The sequence below is a fragment of the Myxococcales bacterium genome (assembly GCA_016716835.1).
Classification (GTDB): Bacteria; Myxococcota_A; Polyangia; order Haliangiales; family Haliangiaceae; genus JADJUW01.
The window spans coordinates 202708-222173 of sequence record JADJUW010000003.1 but is presented as its reverse complement, the minus strand read 5'-3'; the positions used below and the strand labels follow the sequence as shown (position 1 = coordinate 222173).

General features: G+C 60.7%; 12 protein-coding genes and 1 pseudogene. 6 read left to right on the top strand and 7 right to left on the bottom strand.

Going from position 1 to position 19466, the window contains the following annotated elements:
* Nucleotides 1–48 precede the first annotated feature (48 nt).
* Nucleotides 49–5409, top strand: a complete 5361-nt coding sequence (locus tag IPL79_19675; protein ID MBK9073194.1) for a protein kinase — start codon at nt 49–51, stop codon at nt 5407–5409.
* A gap of 54 nt (nt 5410–5463) precedes the next feature.
* Here IPL79_19675 and IPL79_19670 read toward each other — a convergent pair whose 3' ends face one another.
* Complete coding sequence (locus IPL79_19670; protein MBK9073193.1) at nt 5464–6747, bottom strand: lanthionine synthetase C family protein; 1284 nt, start codon at nt 6745–6747, stop codon at nt 5464–5466.
* 163 nt (nt 6748–6910) lie between these two features.
* On the opposite strand from IPL79_19670, the gene IPL79_19665 reads away from it, so the two are divergent.
* A complete protein-coding gene (locus IPL79_19665) occupies nt 6911–8068 on the top strand; it encodes a hypothetical protein (GenBank protein ID MBK9073192.1) in 1158 nt (385 codons plus the stop codon).
* Nucleotides 8069–8086: 18 nt separating this feature from the next.
* A complete protein-coding gene (gene tgt, locus IPL79_19660) occupies nt 8087–10237 on the top strand; it encodes a tRNA guanosine(34) transglycosylase Tgt (protein ID MBK9073191.1) in 2151 nt (716 codons plus the stop codon).
* Between the two features lie 43 nt (nt 10238–10280).
* Here the strand turns inward: tgt and IPL79_19655 are convergent, their stop codons facing one another.
* From IPL79_19655 to IPL79_19645, 3 genes are read right to left on the bottom strand one after another with little or no spacing between them, the layout of a single operon-like run.
* Nucleotides 10281–11291 carry a hypothetical protein gene (locus tag IPL79_19655; protein MBK9073190.1) on the bottom strand — a complete coding sequence of 337 codons (1011 nt, stop codon included), beginning with the start codon at nt 11289–11291 and terminating at the stop codon, nt 10281–10283.
* Nucleotides 11288–11848, bottom strand: a complete 561-nt coding sequence (locus tag IPL79_19650) for a sugar transferase (protein MBK9073189.1) — start codon at nt 11846–11848, stop codon at nt 11288–11290. The genes IPL79_19655 and IPL79_19650 overlap by 4 nt, the downstream gene beginning before the upstream one ends.
* A 4-nt stretch (nt 11849–11852) precedes the next feature.
* A complete protein-coding gene (locus tag IPL79_19645; GenBank protein ID MBK9073188.1) occupies nt 11853–13463 on the bottom strand; it encodes a hypothetical protein in 1611 nt (536 codons plus the stop codon).
* Between the two features lie 17 nt (nt 13464–13480).
* On the opposite strand from IPL79_19645, the gene IPL79_19640 reads away from it, so the two are divergent.
* Entirely contained in the window at nt 13481–13891 is a 411-nt protein-coding gene (locus IPL79_19640) for a hypothetical protein (GenBank protein ID MBK9073187.1), read from the top strand.
* Nucleotides 13892–13961: 70 nt separating this feature from the next.
* On the opposite strand, the gene IPL79_19635 is transcribed toward IPL79_19640, so the two are convergent.
* From IPL79_19635 to IPL79_19625, 3 genes and pseudogenes are all read right to left on the bottom strand, one after another.
* Nucleotides 13962–14738 (bottom strand): hypothetical protein, encoded by a 777-nt coding sequence (locus IPL79_19635; protein ID MBK9073186.1) that lies wholly within the window; start codon nt 14736–14738, stop codon nt 13962–13964.
* Between the two features lie 252 nt (nt 14739–14990).
* Nucleotides 14991–15986 carry a hypothetical protein gene (locus IPL79_19630; protein MBK9073185.1) on the bottom strand — a complete coding sequence of 332 codons (996 nt, stop codon included), beginning with the start codon at nt 15984–15986 and terminating at the stop codon, nt 14991–14993.
* 78 nt (nt 15987–16064) lie between these two features.
* Nucleotides 16065–17179, bottom strand: a pseudogene (locus IPL79_19625) (HlyC/CorC family transporter).
* Nucleotides 17180–17297: 118 nt separating this feature from the next.
* Between IPL79_19625 and greB the strand changes: the two are divergent.
* Nucleotides 17298–17801, top strand: coding sequence for a transcription elongation factor GreB (gene greB, locus IPL79_19620; GenBank protein MBK9073184.1), 504 nt, complete (start codon nt 17298–17300; stop codon nt 17799–17801).
* Nucleotides 17791–19137 (top strand): phosphatidylserine/phosphatidylglycerophosphate/cardiolipin synthase family protein, encoded by a 1347-nt coding sequence (locus IPL79_19615; GenBank protein ID MBK9073183.1) that lies wholly within the window; start codon nt 17791–17793, stop codon nt 19135–19137. The genes greB and IPL79_19615 overlap by 11 nt, the downstream gene beginning before the upstream one ends.
* Nucleotides 19138–19466 lie beyond the last annotated feature (329 nt).

Sequence of the window (19466 nt, the reverse complement as noted above, 5' to 3'; positions counted from 1 at the left end):
TTACGCGCTTAACGTTCACCTGAAAATTGTGCGCTAAGCTAGGGCGGCATGGGCGCCACCAATCACGACATCGGGCCAGGTCGCAGGCTAGGCGCATTTGTGATCGGCGAGCGCATCGGCGAAGGTGGCTTTGGTGCGGTCTACCTGGCGACCCAAGAAGTCTTAGACCGGCAGGCCGTCGTCAAGGTTTCTCATCCTTCGCTGGCTGCTGAAGCCGATCGCGTGGCGCAATTTCTCCGCGAGGCCCGCTTGGCCTCGCGCATTGATCACCCATTTGCCGCGCACGTCTACGACTTCGGCGCCGAGGCCGACGGCACGCTTTGGATTGCCATGGAACTGGTCCGCGGCACGTCGCTTTCAGACATGCTCAAGGCCGGCGCTTTGCCTCGCCAACGCGCCATCCCGCTGCTCAATCGCCTGTGCGAAGTCGTCCACACGCTGCACGAGCAAGGCATTGTACATCGCGATCTAAAGCCACACAACGTGATGGTTATCTCGCGCGCGGGTAATATGTTTCCCAAGCTCCTGGATCTTGGGATTGCCAGTGACCTCGCCAAATCCATTGGTTCTCAGGCTTCCTTGGCCGGCACGGCCACCGGCTCAGACGTCGCGGGTACGCCGATGTATATGGCACCGGAGCAATGGGTGCGAAACGGCCCGATTTCGCCCACCACCGACGTGTACTCAATCGGCGTGCTTGCCTACGAAGTGCTTACTGGCAAGACGCCCTTTACCGGCAACTCCCCGATGGAGCTGGCGACGCAACACGCGCGCAAGGCGCCGCCACCGCTTCCCGGTGACTTCGAAGCCGATCTGAGCGACGTGCTGATTAAAGCTATGGCCAAGCGGCCCAAAGACCGCTACCAGACCGCGCTGGCGCTTGGCGAGGCGCTGCGCGATGCGTCTGGGCTTGCAATTGATGCCGTCGATTTGCCCGCGTTAGATCCTCAGCTACGCGACGAACTCATGATTGCGGCGCCTCAGCCGCTTGCGGAATGTATCGCGGCCATCGATGGCGCGCGCACCCCATCGGCGCTCCGCGTGGCGATGTGGCAGGCGACGTACGTTATCGCGGCCTATGCGGGAAATCTCGCGCTTGCGGCCCGCCAACGAGCCACCGGCCGCCATGGCGACGCGCCTGAAACCCAGGCGCTGCTCGACAAACTTGCCACTAGCAGCCTAGACGCCAGCGATTGGTGGCAATTGTGCCGCGAACTGGTGCGCCCCTTCGCAGATGCGCCGGCGCTGTACCCATTACCCGAACTCGTCGAAGTATTTTTCACGGGTAGCAGCGCGTTGAGAAATGCGATGGACACCTTGCTGGCGACACACAAGGAAGACCCGGGACCAAAGGCTTCTGGCGATGCCATCCGTACCTACCTTGTTGGCGCCCTGCTCCTGCTAGGCAAAGTGCTGCAATCCGTGCGATTTCTCAGCGCCTATCCAGTTGTCGTCGTCAATAACGGCAGCGCCAACTATTGGATGGGCCTGCGCCGCGGCGCCGCCGCGGCTGGCGGCGTCGACGCTACGACCGACGCCGTGCTGCTGCTCGATGCCAACGATCAGCTCGTTTGCGATCTGAGCTCGGTGGCCGCGGGCGCCGAATCGAGCGCGGGCTCATCGGTAGAACTTTTTTGGCTCGTCGGTGCGCACCAAGACAAGGCAAAGTGCCAGGCGCTCCCAGGCAATCTTGAGCTGCGACGTGACGACATCTGGCCCATTCACTTGGGCCCAAATTTCGAAGCGCGTCTCCGCGGTGGCAAGCTCGAAGGCGAGGCCGATAAGCCCACCGAGGATGTGCCTCCATATCTTGGGTTGGCAACGTTTGGCACCGGCGACGTCGACCGCTACTTTGGTCGCGAAGCCGAGGTCGTCGGCTTTGTCAATCGCATGCAAGGGCGCCGACTCATAGCAGTCGTCGGCCCGTCAGGCTCTGGAAAGAGCTCGTTCGTTCAAGCTGGCGTACTCCCAAACTTGCCCTCTAAGCATCACGCCATCGTGATGCGCCCCGGCGGCAATCCGCTTGAAGCCTTGGCATTTGCGGTTGGTCAGCTGGGTATCACGACATCTCCGGACGAACTTAGATCAAACCCTCTCGGGCTTGCCTTGTCGCTCTCAGCGCTGCAGCAAAGCGGCAACGAGGTTGTGCCCTTGCTGCTCGTCGTCGACCAGTTTGAAGAATTGGTCACGATGTGCCTCGACACGCCGCAGCAAGCGATCTTCGCCGAAGCCATCCTTGGCCTCGCCAACCATGCAGCGCTTGATGCCCACGTCATTATTACGCTGCGCGACGACTTCCTGATTCGGGTCGCACAGGTGCCGGGGCTGCGAGAGCGGCTATCTGCCAGCCTTCATCTGCTGACGACGCCCGTCGAAGAAGATCTCCAGCGAATTCTTGTCGAGCCAGCGCGCCGCGTCGGCTACACGTTCGAGGACAAGGCACTTGTCGAAGAGATTGCCAAAGAGGTCTCGACCCAATCCGCCGCGATGGCGCTGTTATCTTTTACCGCATTCCAGCTCTGGCAATTTCGCGACAAACACTACAAAAAACTCACGCGCAAGGCATATCAGACGCTCGGCGGCGTCGGCGGCGCACTGGCCCACCACGCTGAGTCAGTCCTCGGCGCGCTGAGCGATGATGAACAAAAAAGCGTGCGCGAAATTTTTCGCCACCTCGTCACCGCCGATGGCACACGTGCCTCGCTTAGTCGAGACGAGATTTTGCAAGTCGCAGGCGGCCAACGCGCCAACGCCGTGCTGGAGCGTCTCATTACCTCGCGGCTCTTGGTCGCGCAGGAAGGCCCTGACAATTCCGAGCGCATCGAGGTTATCCACGAAGCGCTGCTCTCCGCCTGGCCTCGTCTCGTCAAATGGCGTCACGAAGACGCCGAAGGCGCCCGCCTGCGCGACCAACTGCGCGTCGCCGCCAAGCAGTGGGCCGATCGCGGCAACGACCGCGGCTTACTATGGCGCGGCGATACCCTCACCGAATACCGCATTTGGCGATCGCGCTATCCTGGGGCCGTCACCACCGTGGAGGACGCCTTTGCCACCGCCAGCCTCCGCGAGGCCCAGCGCACGCAACGCATTCGCCGCGGCATCTTAAGCGTGCTGGCGGTAGCACTCGTCGTAACCGCCATCGTATTCGCAGGCCTTCGTGAAAAAGCGGTGGCAAGCGAAGCCCGCGCAAATGAACAGCTAACAAGCAGCTATGTAGAACAAGGACGCCAGCTGCTCGTTTCAAACGAATACCAACCCGCCATTCTCTATCTGTTCCGAGCGTTTACACGACACTCAAACGATGAAGCAGTTCCTTTTATGCTGGCGCGCGCAATCGCGCCACTGAAAGCCGATCTCGGAACGATTGCGAAGCACACAAGCGGCGTTTGGAATCTCGAATTGTCTCCGGACCGCTCAAAGCTCTTATCAAGCAGCGATGATGGCACGGTCATAGTTTCTGACTTTGAATCAAAGAAAGCTATTAGAACCATAATCGTACAGCGAGGGCCGCTTGGATCTGCAATTTACGCAACCTGGATAAACAACATTGACATCGCAACGGCCGGACCTGATGGAATCGTACGCATATGGAATATCGAAACGGGCTCTCGAATTCACGAGCGTAAACTACACGATTCTTTCGTAACGTCGCTTTGGTGGCAGCCTAGTACCGGTTCAATTACAAGTGGCTCGACCGATGCAAGTCTGAAACGATGGACGCTAGCAACCAATGATGTGGCCGATATCATTACAAACAAGACGGAACCGGGCGGCATGTATTTTGTGTTTCCAAACCAAGATGCGGCCATCGCTATTCGAACGGGCCACGAAAAACGTGCTTGGGTCATAGCCAAAGATGGAACGACAACCTATCTTGGCACCCTCAAAACAAGTCGCGCGTGTGTCTCGGCCGATGGTGTTCTCGCTGCGGCTCCCAGCAAAGATGCGGCAGCCGTCGCCATTTTTAATGTCAAAACGGGAAAATCGCAATTCACAACAACACCACATGATCTCGGTGTAACGGCGTGCTCGATCAGTCCCGATTTATCGCGGATCGCGACTGGCAGTCTCGACAAGGCAATTCGCGTAACTGAGCTAGCGAGCGGAAACGTCAGCATTCTGAGGTCTCACACCGGGTTGATCTCGAGTCTAACGTTCCTCGATAACAATCGCCTCCTGTCTCTCTCCAGCGACGGCAGCGCGAAGCTCTGGGACACTCAGCGTGAGTTTCTCCTCGCAACGCTACCTCACGGCGGTGTCTTGACAGGTGCCGTTTATAGCGACACACGGCAAGAACTCGCGACATCATCAGGAATTGGAACGGTTAAGCTATGGGACACCTCAGGTGATTCGCTGCCCTTTTCGCTTGGAGCAGGCGATGACAATCGCTCCGATTTTTTTGCGCCACCAATTTTTACAACACCAAACTCTCTTATCTATGCCGACAATGGCGGCATCTCAAAGTGGGACCTCACAAGCCGAGCATTTGAGCGATTCAATACGGAACCGGGACTTGCAGGGCAGATTGGCCTCACCAATCAAATGAAAACGATTATTAGCCTCGACGGAACGGGGGTGTTAAGGCTACTAAATTTGCAAGATTTCGGAATTCAAAAAATTATCGGCAACGACATTTTAATGGTTGCCATTAACCCAGTCACACACGAATTTGCCACCGTAGGCAAGTCAAACCTCCTGACATGGCACGAAGCAAGCGGCGCAACGGCGGGAACGCATCAGCTAACAGAAGAGCCATTCCAACTGCTTTGGTCTGCGAATGGAAAAACGCTCGCAGCTGTTGGATTTTCGGCAGGAATTTCTATCTTCGATGCGAAAGCTAAGCAACTAACCTCTGTCATCCCAGGAGAGTTCACGGGAATAGATGTGCCTCCCGACGGAAGCTATATCGTGGCGAGTGGCACCCAATCAGAGAAACTATTTGGCCTCACAGGAAATCTCGTCGTCGAAATGAACCACACCGCATCAATAAAGGCGGACGAAATCTCTGCCGCAGGTGATCAGCTCTATGTTGGTCTCGACGACGGAACTATCGCGATATGGAGTCTTCCTGCCGGAGTACGAGTCGCAACCTTACAGGGAGGCGGTGGCATCATACGAACGATTTCAGCCAGCAAAAACTACTTGTTTTCGACGACCTACAACAATGAAATTCTGATCTACGACTTGTTCAAATTCCGGTTGGTCGCGAAATTCATTGCCCCGAGCCGGTCGCTGTGGGCGGGTACTGACCCAACCAATCACTGGCTTTTGAGCATTGATCGTGAAGGGTCTCTCACTGTGCGCGACATCGCCCCACTCACCAGCGAGGACCTTGCGTCAGGAAAAGTCGAAGAGATTATTAGCCACAAAATCGATAGCGAATTCAAGTTGCGCTCAGGACTGTACTAGGACTCCATAAAAATCTGACTTACGCGCGATTGCCGGCTCTTACCAAACAAGTAGCTACTGTTTAGGCATAATTGTTGTAAGCAACAATCGATCCCAGAGCGGTTCAACATCACCGATTGCCGCTAGCAATGCGGCGCCAATGCCTGATGTCCCGGTCAGGAAATTCCAAGATCCGACTTTTGCGGTCGTCATTGATTCCGATTGAGTATTCTTTCCAGTGAATATCGTTGCAAGATCTAAATACCCACCAAAGCCGATAGCAGGGTCAAACGCACCCACGCATGCCTCATAATACGATACGGCCGCTCGTTTAAATATCGGGTCATTTGTCGCATGATACATGCGATTGAATATGTGGGCGATCCCAGCAGACCCATGGCAAAGCGCATGGCTCCGAAGTTCAAAACTACTCAACGACACATCTGCGCAAGCGCGCGCAATATTTACGGCTTGACCGTGCCAATCACTCCTCGAAAATACTTGAGCGGCGCGCAAAACGGTTGCGGCTAACCCCAGGCCACCGTAGCACCACGCAACTTGGTTACCGGTGTAGGCATTTTTCCCATGCTCGACCCATGAGTCGTATCCAGGCCCGCCGTCTAAGACCCTAACACTCAGAATCCACTCCACGGCTTTGCCCGCAATGTCTAAGGCAACTTCGCGTGCGATACCACGCGCGTAACTTTCTGCTGCAAAGGCAATAATGCCGGGTACGCCATGGGCAACACCTAGGTCATAGACACCGTCCGGATATGCTTCACGATTGGACCCAAATAGTAGTTCTCGCGGTGTGAGCCAGCGCGATCGAAGCGAATCCACCGGCTCGCTGCGATCTGCGAGCAATGATAGAACCACTGAAACAATTTCTGTTCCTGCCTTAGTGTTGGTACTTTCTAACCCATAGATGCCGAGCCCCACCAAACCCGAAGCTAGATCGTACGCTCGAGGCGGGGCATCTTTTAGAAGCTTGCAGACAACCAAAGCGACCTCAATGTCATCGCTTGTCTCGTCTTCGAGATTCCCGTGCTCCGGATCCCGCTCAAAAAACTCTCTGCAATAATGCGAATAAACCCAATCGGCGGCGATGACACCAGAATTCGGACGCAAGCTGTTAGGCGCCGCTGCGCAACTAGCGGAGATGGCGTCGAGTAACTCAACAGCATACGCGGCAATGTCAGAACGTGACTTATCAGTTGCCCAAGCGTATGAAAAAAGGAGCGCGACATATGGATCAACCGGGCTATTCGCTACAACAATTCCCGCGGGAAGAAGCGTCGATTTCTCCAACTCGGCTTTCAACTCATCTATGATGTGTTGTACGATTTTTTGAGCTTTCAACGCTAACTCGCCCGATAATATTGGATGCCACGTCGACTGGGGACTCACGGGAGAGATCGTATCAACTTTTTGCAACTAGTGGCGAGGCGCACGAGAGAAACTAGGTCTTTACGCTTATTCAAGCCTCGTAACGTTTCGCGATCTATTATTTTTCGTGTGATTAATGACTAGCGACGCAAAATTTTTGTTGCCGAGCGACACCGCGTTCGCAGTTAAAACGGTTTGTGATAACGCTAAGCAACTGTGGTTACCTCAAGCTCTCCCCAGTTTTTATGGTGAATTGGCACTTTTGTTGCAAGCCACCGATTCTCCAGAGTATCCGTCGTTCCGATCCATAGCAGTTCAAGAACTCGTGCGGCATTTTGAGTCAAATGGCGCCGATAGCCAATTTTTCGAGGGCTCAATTGGGCACGCATGGCTCCTCGCAAACCTAATAGAAACTGATCACAATTCGGACGCAACCGAAATCCTTAGCCATCTCGACGCTATTTTGTTGGAGAGCATCTCTTCAAGTGAAGCTAGTAAAGATGAACGAATCCCGTTTGAACTTTTTGATGGGCTAGCTGGGATGTTGTTCTACGCAATCAAACGTCATAATTTTACGCTCGCCACGGCGTTATGCAATGCTTTGGCGTCTTCTGCCAGAACCAGTGGCAGTTCTGGTTGCTGTTGGACATCGGTGAAGCGAGGTGAAGAAGTAGTCGAAACAGGCCTTGCCCATGGCGTGGCAAGTCTCCTCGTAGCACTTTCGCACCTAACGTCGCTACCTGCGGCGCGGTCCATGCTTGAAGAGGCCACGACGTGGTTAATGGGCCGCATCCGCAGCGATGGCTACTCGTGTTTTTCTGTCTACGAGTTTCCAGAGCGTCCAAATAATTTGATCCGCTCGGACGCGGGATGGGGTCACGGTGACGCCGGGGTCGCACTTGCACTTCTTTGCGCGGCCACGGCTCTCGGCAACGATGATTGGCGAGAACGGGCAATTCAAGTCGGCCTGCGTAGTACGCTAAGGCCACGTAAAGACTATATTCAACCACCCTCTGTTAACATCTCGCACGGTGCTGCGGGAATGGCTCACATTTATCATCAGCTCTACAGGGCTACGAGCAACGAGCGGTTTAGCCGAGCGGCAAAGCATTGGTACGATGAATGTTTATATACGTACAAGTTAGCAAATCCAAATCTTCCTGCTTTGACAGCCAACGTCAAGTATGCGTTCTTGGCCGGCCATGTCGGCGTTGCCGCGGTGCTTGCAGCGGCTACGGTAAGTGAGCAGCCTGCTTGGGCAAACTATATCGCGACCGGCTTACCGCCTGCTTGAGCGACGATAGCGCGATCTATACACAAGGTTTTACCTCCGGGCGTTGCCGCGCACAGGCCATGCGGCTACAACCCGCGCGTGAGGTTTCGGGTTGAGGCGACGGCAGCAGGCACGCGGGCGCGTGCGGGCACGCTGACCACCGCGCGCAGCGAGATCTTGACGCCCGTGTTCATGCCGGTGGGCACGCGCGCGGCGGTGCGTTCGCAAAACCTCGGGCAGCTGCAGCAGCTCGGCGCGCAGATCATTTTGGGCAATACGTATCATCTTATGGTGCGACCGGGCATTGAGTTGTTTGAGCGGCTCGGGGGCCTGCACAAGTGGATGCGGTGGGACAAGTCGATTCTAACCGACTCCGGCGGCTTTCAAATTTTTTCGCTGCCTCACATCCGCGCCATGAGTGAGGATGGCGCGACGTTTCGTAGCCAACTCGACGGCACGGTGTTTCACTTAACGCCGGAGCGATCGGTCGCGATGCAGCTCGCCATTGGTTCGGACATCATGATGGTGCTCGACCAATGCATTAATTCAACGAGCCCACACGGCGAGGCCAAGGCGGCCATGGAGCTGACGCATCGCTGGGCGGCGCGGTCGCTGGCGGCGCGCGGCGACGCGGCGAGCGCGTTATTTGCCATCGTGCAAGGCGCGTGCTTCGCCGATCTGCGGCGCCAGAGTGCGGCGGCGCTGACTGACATGACTGGCTTTGACGGCTATGCGATTGGTGGGCTGGCGGTGGGCGAGAGCAAGGCCGAGCGCGAAGACATCGCCGAGATGACGGCGGACCTCTTGCCGCGCGACAAGCCGCGCTACCTCATGGGCGTTGGCACCCCGATTGATTTGCTCGAGGGCGTGCATCGCGGCGTCGACATGTTCGATTGCATCTTGCCGACGGCGTGGGCGCAACAAGGCACGGTGTTTTCGTCGCGCGGCAAGCTCGACTTGCGGCGAGGCGTGCACAAGTTTGATGAGGCGCCCCTCGATGAAGCGTGTGCTTGCGACGCCTGCGTGTTGTATGGGCGATCATACCTGCACCATTTGGTTAAGTGCAAAGAGCCGCTAGGCTGGCAATTGCTCGCAAACCACAACCTGCACTTCTATTTAGGGCTGATGGCGAAAATGCGCGGGCACATTATCGCGGGCACGTTTCCGGCTTTCTATGCCGAGCAACGCGAGGTGTTGATGCGCACCGATGAAGACAACCCGCCGCTGCGAGCCGAGCCTAAGAAGTCGCGTCACCGCGGGGCGGAGGCGCTTGGGAACTTTCGCGTCCACATCGCCAGGGGCGGTGACCATGGTGACGTCGCGGGTAGCAGCGCAGGTCCTGGCGTGGCGAGCATCGCGCATATTGCCTCGGGCGAAATCATGCATTCAGTGAACGACCCCAACGCCGAGGCCGAGCGGCTCTACGTCGCGCAGTCGGCGTGGATCGAATGGGCGTGCCGGGCTGCCGCGCCCGCACGCCCCTTGGTGGTATGGGACGTGGGACTTGGCGCCGCGCACAATGCGATGGCGCTGATCCGACGGCTCGGAGCGGTCAAGGGCACCGACGGCCCTCGCGCCGAGATCATTAGCTACGAGCACGACCTCGATGCGCTGCGCCTAGCACTCGACAACTTAAAATTGTTTCCGCACTTGCGTCACGGCGCGCCCCACAAGCTGTTGCTCGATGGCGCGTTTGCGCATCCGCAAGGTCGTTACACGTGGCGACTGTGCGCGGGCGATTATCACGCGCACTATGCCGCGCAGCCGCGACCCGACGTGATTTTCTGGGATCCGTTTTCGGCCAAGGTCGACACGCCGATGTGGTCGCTTGCCATATTTCGCGCGCTCTATGACGTCGTAGCCGCGCCGCCCTCGCCCGTCGAGCTGTTTACCTATACCAATTCCACCGCCGTGCGCTCGAGCATGCTGGCGGCCGGTTTTTACGTTGCATATGGCGTGCCGACAGGGCCCAAAAGCGAAACCACGGTGGCGCTCGCTCATCGAGTTACGGAGGGTTCTTCGCGCTTCCCGTCGCTCGCTCGCCATCGATTGCTCGATGCCGCGTGGCTCGTCAAGCGCGCGCGTTCGACCGCACGATTTGGGGCCGATGTAGAGCCGTCAACATTGGCAGCACTTGACCACGCCATTACGACCCATCCGCAGTTTGAAACGGCGCTAGGGCAACCTTAGAATGTGGTAATTACGCAGTGCGGGGGGCAACCTATTGTTATCGCTATACTATTTTGCCTATGGAGTGACCCTCAGTCAGGGTGGCGAGAATGGCGGCGGCGGCGGGGTGCTGGGTTTGGAAGAGGAAGGCGGCGAGGGTCGAGAGGATGGTGTTGCCTTCTTGCGGTACGAAGGCCCAGCCGCGGACCTCGGTGTTGCCATCGCGGTGGTGAATGAGCAGGTCGTTTGCGACAACGATGGCGTGGGCGTACAAACGGCCTTGCACGCCGTAGCGGCGGCCGAGTTCGAAGAGGCGATTTGCATCAAACTTTTGCGTCGTCGCGACCAACGGCTCGCGCGCGATGGCGGCCTGCAAGTCGGCGGCAGATTGCTCGCCACGCAGCGTGAGCGAGAAGCGCAGCGTGTGCATGAGCTGGCTCGGCGTGGTGACGTCTGAGCTCGTCACCTCGACGTTGATGCCGCGCGTCGCGTAGATGCGCTGCGCGGCGGCGGCGTGGTGCGTACCCAGCGGCTCGGCGTGCCGCGACACCACCGTGCCCGAAACGAGGCGCTCATGCGCGCCGATGTCTTCGCTGCGTCTCACCACCACAAAATCACCGCGCACGAGCCCCGCCAATTCGTCGCCGGCAAACACGCGCAGCAACGTCGCCACCGCGTGCGCATTGCACGAGGCCACTTGCACAAAGCGCTCGCCGCGCACCGCGGCGTCATTGACGCCCGTCACGTAGGGCACGCCATAGCCGTGTTCGCTCCCCTGGGCCACCGCGCCGCGTAGCTGCGGCATAGCCTCTAACGCGACTTTGTCTGCGAGAGGCATTCCAGCGCCACGGCAGTCAAAAACATAATCCATGCCATCGCCATGCGCAGCGAGCTCGCGCCCCGTAACAACCTCGGCGCCACGTGCGCGCAGCAAGTCGAGATCGGCCTCAAGATAGGGCTTGGGCGTGCCCTTTTGCAGGCGCAGCCGCGAAATGCCAAGCAGCTCGCGTTGCGCCAGCAGCACGTTTGCCAGCGTGGTGCCAATATTGCCTAAGCCTAAGAGCAAGACCTTCATGTGTAGCTTCGCCTCCGCCAACCTGCAAACACCTGGGCGACCCGCCTCTTCCCGAAAATCGCGCACAGGCCCGCGGCGCCCACCAAGGCGACATCGCGCGCCAGCGACGCCTGCCGCACATAGCCGCGGTCGTACACCCAGCTCAGCCGCGCATCGCACTGTCGCGTCGACCACAGCTGCACCGGGCCGACCACGCCCGGCCGCACGCTCCACCGAAGGTCATAGTCGGGACCATCCCATTTCAGCCGTGCGATGTCCGTATGCAGCAACGGTCGCGGCCCCACCAGGCTCATGTCGCCGCGCACGACGTTCCACAACTGCGGCAGTTCATCGAGGCCGGTCTTCCGCAGCACGTGCCCAACAGGGGTTACCTGGCCGTCGCGCATGGTGCGCAGCTTGTAGATCACAAATGGCTGCCGCCCCAGCCCGACGCGCGTTTGCGTGAACATCGGTTCGCCGCGATCAAACACGCAGATCGCCGCCGTCGCGGCGAGCCCCAGCGGGAGCGCAAGCGGCGCCAACAGCGCCACGCCAACCAAGTCTGCGGCGCGATTCATAACCTCATGGCTCCGCAAAGTAGGAGGCGAGCTCGAGCGCCGCGAGCGTAAGCAATTTTTTGGCATCGACCGCGCTGATGGACGTTGAAAACGCCAGCACGCGATCGGTTGGTTGCAGCGAAAAGTTGAGCAACGCGTTCTTGGCGCCGACCCGCGACAGCACGAGGCCCGCGATTGGATCGCCGACCGCCTCGGCCTGCTTGGCGATCACCACGCCCGCAAAGGCGCTTGCCGCCGCGGCGTCAGCAAAGACCAGATTGCCGCGCACGACAAAGCCGGTGGCCTCCATGATCACGGAAAGCGTCATTTGCGTCGGCAAGGCCAAGCCCGGCGTGCCGAGGCGCTCGCCCACCTTGGCCGATGGCTTAATCGCCGCGGTCATCATCAGGAGGGGCGCCTTGCCCGCAGGGGAATTCGCAACGACGTGGGCCTCGAGTTGCATGAGCTGCGACAGCCAGCCCGGCAGCGCGCCGTGGGCGACGCTGGTATCGATGGTCGACGAGGCGCTCGCCGCTGGCGCTGGCGCTGGTGCAGGCGCGGGCACGGGCACGGCGTCAAGCGGTGCCGTCGAAGCCGCCGCTGGTGTCGCCGCGGTGGCGGCAGCCTGCGTGCCGGTAGGCGGCGCCATCAAATCGCCGAGCTCACTGACGCGCGCGAGCAACATGAGGTCGAGCGCCGGCGCCAAGAACACGCGGCCATCGCTCGGCAGCCGTTCGCCGGCGGCGCCGCCGCGCACCACGCGCCAGAAAATTTTGTCGCCGTCGGCTACGGACCTGCGCACGACGTCGCGTGCTACGCGCGGCCGCACCGCCAACATCGTCGCGTCCACCCGCCGCGGCGACGACGTCGAAATCAAGATCGAGTCGAACAAGCGGCTGGCGGATTTATCGCCGGCGGCCTGCTTGCCGAGCAAGGCGCGGTAATCGGGCATTGGTCGCAAGATGGCCTCGACCATGGGCTCCCACGGCGTATCGCGCAGTAACGACAACCGCACGTAAACCGCAACGATATGGCGCGGCGGCGCATAGGCGAGCAAGTTTGCGCCCGTGGCGAAGCTCGCGTTGCCAATGCCGGCCACCAACACCGGCGCCACGCCAGGACCCGCACCACCGGCCGCTCCAACGCCCTCGCCACCGCCCAGCGCCGCATCTGCGGACGGCGCAGCCGTGGCGGGCTTGGCGCCCTCGACCGGTTTCGGCGGACGCTTGGGCCCTGGTACGTCCTTGAGTGCACCGGCCACGTTGGGCCCGGATAGTGCTGCTACCTCGACCGCCGGCTTCGGTTTTGGCTTGGGCGTGCTTGTCGGCTTCGGCGTTGGCCAGTCGATCAAGGCGACTTGCATCGGCACCACGGGCGTCGCCTCGCTTGCGCCCGCTGCCACGCCACCTTGGCCAATCGTTTCGACCTCAGGCTTGGCCGGGGCCAGCTCGGAATTGATATCAATAGCAGGCGTCGATGAGCCTGCCCGCGCCGCCCACCAAGCCGGGCCCCAAATGGCCAGCGCGATCAGCGCATGGGCGCACAGCGACAGCACGACCGCCGCGCGCACCCCTGCGGTTTCATGCCATCGTCGCGGACGCGTCGCCAAGCCCATTGCCCCCAAATCTGCTACCATTGTCGCACGGTTTTTAGATGAAAATTGAAAATGAACACATGGCCGCCGTGGTCGCTGAGGCCTCCAAACGCATGGCCGAGCCCGATTATTCCGCGACGCTGGTCGGCGAATTTGTGCAGGACCAGATGGCGCTCACCCAATACATCACCGCCCACGAAAACGAAATCGGCGGCGCCGAGGGCGTCATCTCGGTGGTCTTCCACGCCGCGCTGTTGGTGCGGGCTATCGAAAAGGCGATCGAGCTGCCCTGTCCTATCGCCGGGTTTGAAGACCTCGATCAGGCCGCCAAAGGCGATGCGAGCAAGGTCCTAAAAAAATCCCAGCCCGCGATGCACGAATTCATCATGAGCAATGTCGAAAACGCCGACCACCAGCGGCTGCTGTGTTTGGCCGGCGTTGCCATGACCATCGCGATCTCAGAGCTCTAGCCTCTAGCCCCAAGCCGGGGCGAGGCATGGCCGCGTCTACCAGATAGACATCAGCCGGCGCCCAAAGGCCTTACCAGATCGAACAGTCTTGAATGATGGCCGGGTTGAAGTCGAGGCTCCACCCAAAGATATAGCCGTTGTCAGCGCCCCACAGGTCGGTGACCTTAATCGACCACGCGCCATCCAGCGTGCAGCCTTCGAGGCTTTCAAACGAGCCGACGGGCTGATAGTCGCCGGCGGGAATCGTCGTGATGCCGGGGTTGGCGTTGGCGTACTCGAGCAGCGGTAGGTTGGTGGCGGTTGGCGTCCAGCAATACTCATACCCTACGCCTGGCTGCGGCACGTCGTAATCCGTATCGATGGGCTCGCCGAGAAAAACCTGACCACCGGTGGTGCCCAAGAATTCTTGCAAGACGACGATTTCGCCGGATGGGCAGACCATTTCGATTTGCAGATCGCGAATCCAAGAGTGTTCCATGATGACGCAGGCGCTGAGCAGATCGCCCGCGTTTTGCAACGTCGCGCCGGCGCCAAAGCCTTGTAGCTCGGCCGTCCCCAAGAAGTAGTCGAGCTCGTCGCCTGGCTGAGGGCCGTCGGGAAGCGGCAGTTCGAGGTCCGACGCCGTCACCGTGCCGCAGGGAGGCGGACACGACGGATAGCCCGCACAATCTGGATCGGAACAGTCGGTAAAGCCGTCGCAATCCTCATCGAGGCCGCCTTCGCAAATGTCCGTGTTGGCGACGGGTTCACACGTCGCACCGGGATTTATCCCTGTATCTTCGGGACCACATGCAGAGATTGCTGCCGCCAAAACCGTGAACAATACGCTTCCATACAATTTCTTCATGGGTCCTCTTTGATCTAGTTGTGGCCAAACGGGCCGTCTCTTGCTGGAATATTGCAAAAGGGATACCGCTTTTTTGAGGCCCATTTGTAACCCAGCTGACACTCGTAGGTATCTGTTTTTTTTTGCGAACTTGCCTAACAGCTGCTGACAGGGGGTGCCGCAGCGGCCAGTACAGTTGCCGTTACGGCGGGCGTGGGCGCCGGGGCTTACTGTCCGCATGGCCAGGTGCCCTGCCACCTCGGCGCTGCGTTATTACGAAGGCTTAACGTCGGTTGGCGTGACGCTGAGCACCCGACCGCTGTGCTCCATTTGCACCTCTAACATGTGTGGGGCGCTACGCGTCACGACGGCCGCCTGCCACCGCCCTCGATGATCCGCGACCCGTACCCGGGCGCCGAACGGATAGGCTGGATGCTCCACTGGTTCGGACCCGTGCGCCTCTTGGCTTGGTACGCCTGCGGCTGGCGCCGCGACCTCTATATCGGCATACGGCTCGCTGTCATCTTCGGTGGCCATCGCCGCGCGCGCCGCCGCGAGCGAGGGTGCCGTGATCTCGCTCGCCGCGCGTTCGTTATCGACCGCCGGCAGCACGTCTGAGCTAAACAAGACGATTTCGCTGTTGGTATCGCCCGCCAGGGCGCCGACCATGATCGACGACACATCGATTTCCTCGGTGTTCGTTAGGTCTTCGACGCGATGCGCCGCCGTCGCCGCCGTAACCGGTGGGGTATCGCCGGCGCGGCCCGCCTCACCGGCGCCCGCCGCCGTGGTCGCCCGCGGCGCCTGCCGCTCGCATTGCGAGATGATGACCTGGCGCAGCGCCACGCCGGGGCAAATCGGGCGAATGACATTCGTCCGAATTTCGGACACGATGACCCGCTGCAATTCGCTCCGCACCGGCCCCAACTCGGCGAGCAGCCACGACACCCGCCGCGACACCGCGCGCGCGACGAGCACCTCGACGATGTCGTCGGGTTCCTGCTGGTCGAGCAGCCAGGTTGCCAGCGCCGCCGCATCGACGACGACGAAAGAAATCTCGAGGTCGATCGCAAACCGATGTCGCTCGCGGCCGCCTTGCCAATCGATCGCAACCCACGCTAGCCGGCTCGGTGCGAAACCACCACAGGGCCTGGCCCGCGAGCGCGACCGCGGTGGTCGACCGCAACACCTGATCGATCGCGTGGCTGCGCACGACGACCGCGACCTCGCCTGCGCCCACCACGACCTCGTACCGCGACGGGCCCACAAAGGCTTGCTGCCATGTCGCGCGAACGTAAGGCGACGCTGGCCTGGCCACCATCGAGACGCCGCTGGCGCCGGGCCCGCTCACGCCACGAACTCCGTAGGCACGCTGCGGTCAGCAGTCGCCTCCGCGGGTTCGGTGATGCCAGCCGGCCAAATCCGCACCTTGCGCACCCGCCGCGGCGAAGCCTCGATGACCTCGATCACGCTGCCATCGCCGACGGCGATGCGTTCGCCCGTGGCCGGAATCGCGCCCGCAAGCCCCATGCAGAGGCCCGCAATCGTCGTGCGATCTCGTCCCACGGGCAGCGCTATGTCGAGCTCGCGATTCACCTTGCGCACCGACACCCAGCCCGCGACGATGGCGGCCCCGGTCGTCTCGCGCTCGACGATGACCTCGGGCTCTTCATCTTCGCTGAAGATATAACGTCGCGCGCCATCACGTAACCGATCAGCCGATCTGGCGAATCGCTAAACACGGGCATCCGGCTATGGCCTTCTTCGAGCAGCACGCGCTGCACCTCGTGGCTGGGCGTCGACTTGGCCAAGGCCACCACGCGCGAGCGCGGCACCATGAGCTCGGCCACGGTGACCTCGCCAAACTCGAGCGCGCGCGAGGCGATCTCGCTGACGCGCGGATCGACCGAACCGGCGACGGCGGCCTCCTCGACGAGCTGCTGCAGCTCATCGCGCGACAGCCGCGATTCAGAAAACGTAGTGCGATCGCCAAAGAACCGCAGCACGAGGTTGGAAGACGCCGTGAGCACCCAAACGATCGGGCGCGCCAACTTGGCGAGGCCGAGCAGCGGACGGCCGATCCACAGCGCGTAGATATCCGAGTAACGCAGCGCGAGCGACTTGGGGACCAGCTCGCCAAAGACGACGCTGAGAAACGCGATGCCGACGACCACCGTGCCGATCGCCAGCGGCTTTGCATACGTGCCAACGCCAAGGTCAAAAAGGATCGGCTCAAGCGCATCGCCGAGGGCGGCGCCACCAAAGGCCGCGGCGGCGGTGCTAATCAGCGTGATGCCCACCTGCACGGTCGCCAAAAAACGCTCGGGCTCGGCGCGCAAGGCTTGCACCGCGAGCGCGCGCTTGTCGCCCTTGCGCTGCAACTCGGCCAGCCGCGTTTTGCGCACGCTGAGCAAGGCAATCTCCGCGCCCGCGAACAAGCCGTTCGCGAGCATCAGCGCCATAATGATAAAGAAATCAGTGGCCATTGGCCGCGTGCCAGCATACTAGAGAAGCCCGGGCCCCTAAACGTTGGTAGGTATCTTTTGCGTGCCGTAAGCCTCCTAACCATCTAATTTTATTATGTCGATTCGCGACCGCATCCACCGCCCAAAAGGCAGCGCCTATATAACCGCGGCGGGAGCCCGGCGCCTTCGCGAGGAGCTAGCGCAGCTTTGGACGATCGAGCGACCTCGCGTCACCCAGGAGGTCGCGGACGCCGCCGCGCAGGGCGATCGCTCGGAGAATGCCGAGTATCAATACGGCAAAAAACGCCTGCGCGAGATCGATCGCCGGGTGCGCTTTCTTACCAAGCGCCTCGAAGAGCTGGTGATCGTGAGCGAGCCGCCGACGGATCCGCAGCGCGTGTTTTTTGGCGCCTATGTCGACCTTGAAGATGACGACGGGGAATGCGCGACGTATCGCATCGTTGGACCCGATGAGTTCGATCCTGATCGGGGCTGGATTAGCCTTGATGCCCCGGTCGCGCGCGCCTTGCTCGGCAAGCGCGTCGGCGATGAGGTCGCGGTGGTGCGGCCTAAGGGGACGGCGAGCTTTACCATCACCGAGGTGCGCTATGAGGCGTAAGCTCACGCCCACGCCGGCAGCGCCCGGGCTCCGCCCCGAGGCCACCGCGTTGCGGCGCTACACGCCGCGCCTGCTGCGCTGGCGCGCCGGCAATCACGTCGAGTTATTGCGCGCGGGCGCCGAGGCGTTTCCCGCCATGCTCACCGCGATCGCCGCGGCGACGAAATCGATCTGCCTTGAGTTCTACACCATCGTCGACGATTCGCATGGAAGGCCATTTATTGACGCGTTGGCGGCGCGCGCGCGCGCGGGCGTACCGGTGCGCGTGATGTTCGATGCGGTGGGTAGCTGGGATCTTTCTGACGCGGCCAAGACCATGCTGACGCAGGCGGGGGTGCAGGTGCTCGAGTATCGCCCGGTGGCGCCGTGGCGGCGGCGCTTTGGCCTGGTCAAGCGCAACCACCGCAAGGTGCTTATTGTCGACGACAGCGTCGGCTTTACCGGTGGCCTCAACATCTCCAAGCAATACGCGTCGATCGAGGATGGCGGCGAGGGCTGGCACGACTATCACACGTGCTTTACCGGCCCCGTCGTCGCCGACGTCGCGCAGCTCTTTGCGGGCACGTGGCGCGCGGCGGGCGGCGAGGCCTTCGCGCCGGCCGCACCGTCGGCCGCGCTGCCCTCACCGGCGCCGTCACACTACGATAGCCCGGTCGCAGGAGCAGTGCGCGCCGCGCTCGCCGAGCTGCGATGGTTTGGCCGCGCATCGCGTCGCGCCGCCTATGATCGCGAACGCAGCAACGAAGCGTTTAACGAGAGCTTGTTGGCGCGCGGCGACGACCAAACCGGCGTGCTGGCGCGGCTGATCAACAATGCCGAACACTCGCTGCGCGACGTGTTTCACCACGCCTACGTCGCCGCCGCCAACGCCGCGACGTCGTCGATCACCATCGAAAATGCCTATTTCTTGCCCAACGTTCGGATGCGCCGGGCGCTCTATCGCGCGGTGGCCCGCGGTGTCGTGGTGACCGTCATCGTCCCTGCCAACTCGGACGTCAAAATCGTCGAATACGCGGGCCGATACCTGCATCGCCAGATGGCGCGTGGTGGGGTGCGCGTGCGGCTGTGGTCGGGGCCGATGATGCATGCCAAGGTCGCGGTGGTAGACGGGAAGTGGTCGACCATCGGCAGCTACAACCTCGACAGCCAGAGCCACTACTTCAACCTCGAGGCCGCGCTCGAGGTGCTCGACGCCGATTTTGGCGCCACCATGCGAGCCGCCACCGAGCGCGATATCGCCAACACCACGCCGTACGATGAGCATGCGTGGTTCGCGCTGCCGTGGTGGAAGCGCGCGCTGGCATGGCTGGCCTTTCGCCTTAGGCGTTGGCTCTAAACGACCTAGTTTAGCGTCCGATCGCGCTGCGGATCGAAAAAAAACCTCAGCACACTGACCATCGACCTTAAATCGACCTTGCGCTACATTCTAAGGTAGTGACTGCGGCTGCAAGTGCTACTCAACCCGCAAATGAAACGTACAACCGTTAAGAAATTGCGACTGAAGGCAACCGCGATGCAGCAGCTGGGGGCGGTTTCCGCTGGCGACCATGGGGGATGGATTCGGTCAGAGGTGTCGCAATGTATAGTTTGTCCACCACCTCCGCCCGTTCCTAGCGATGCCAATGGCAACTGCCGCACCTACACACCATCGCGTTACTGCTAGGG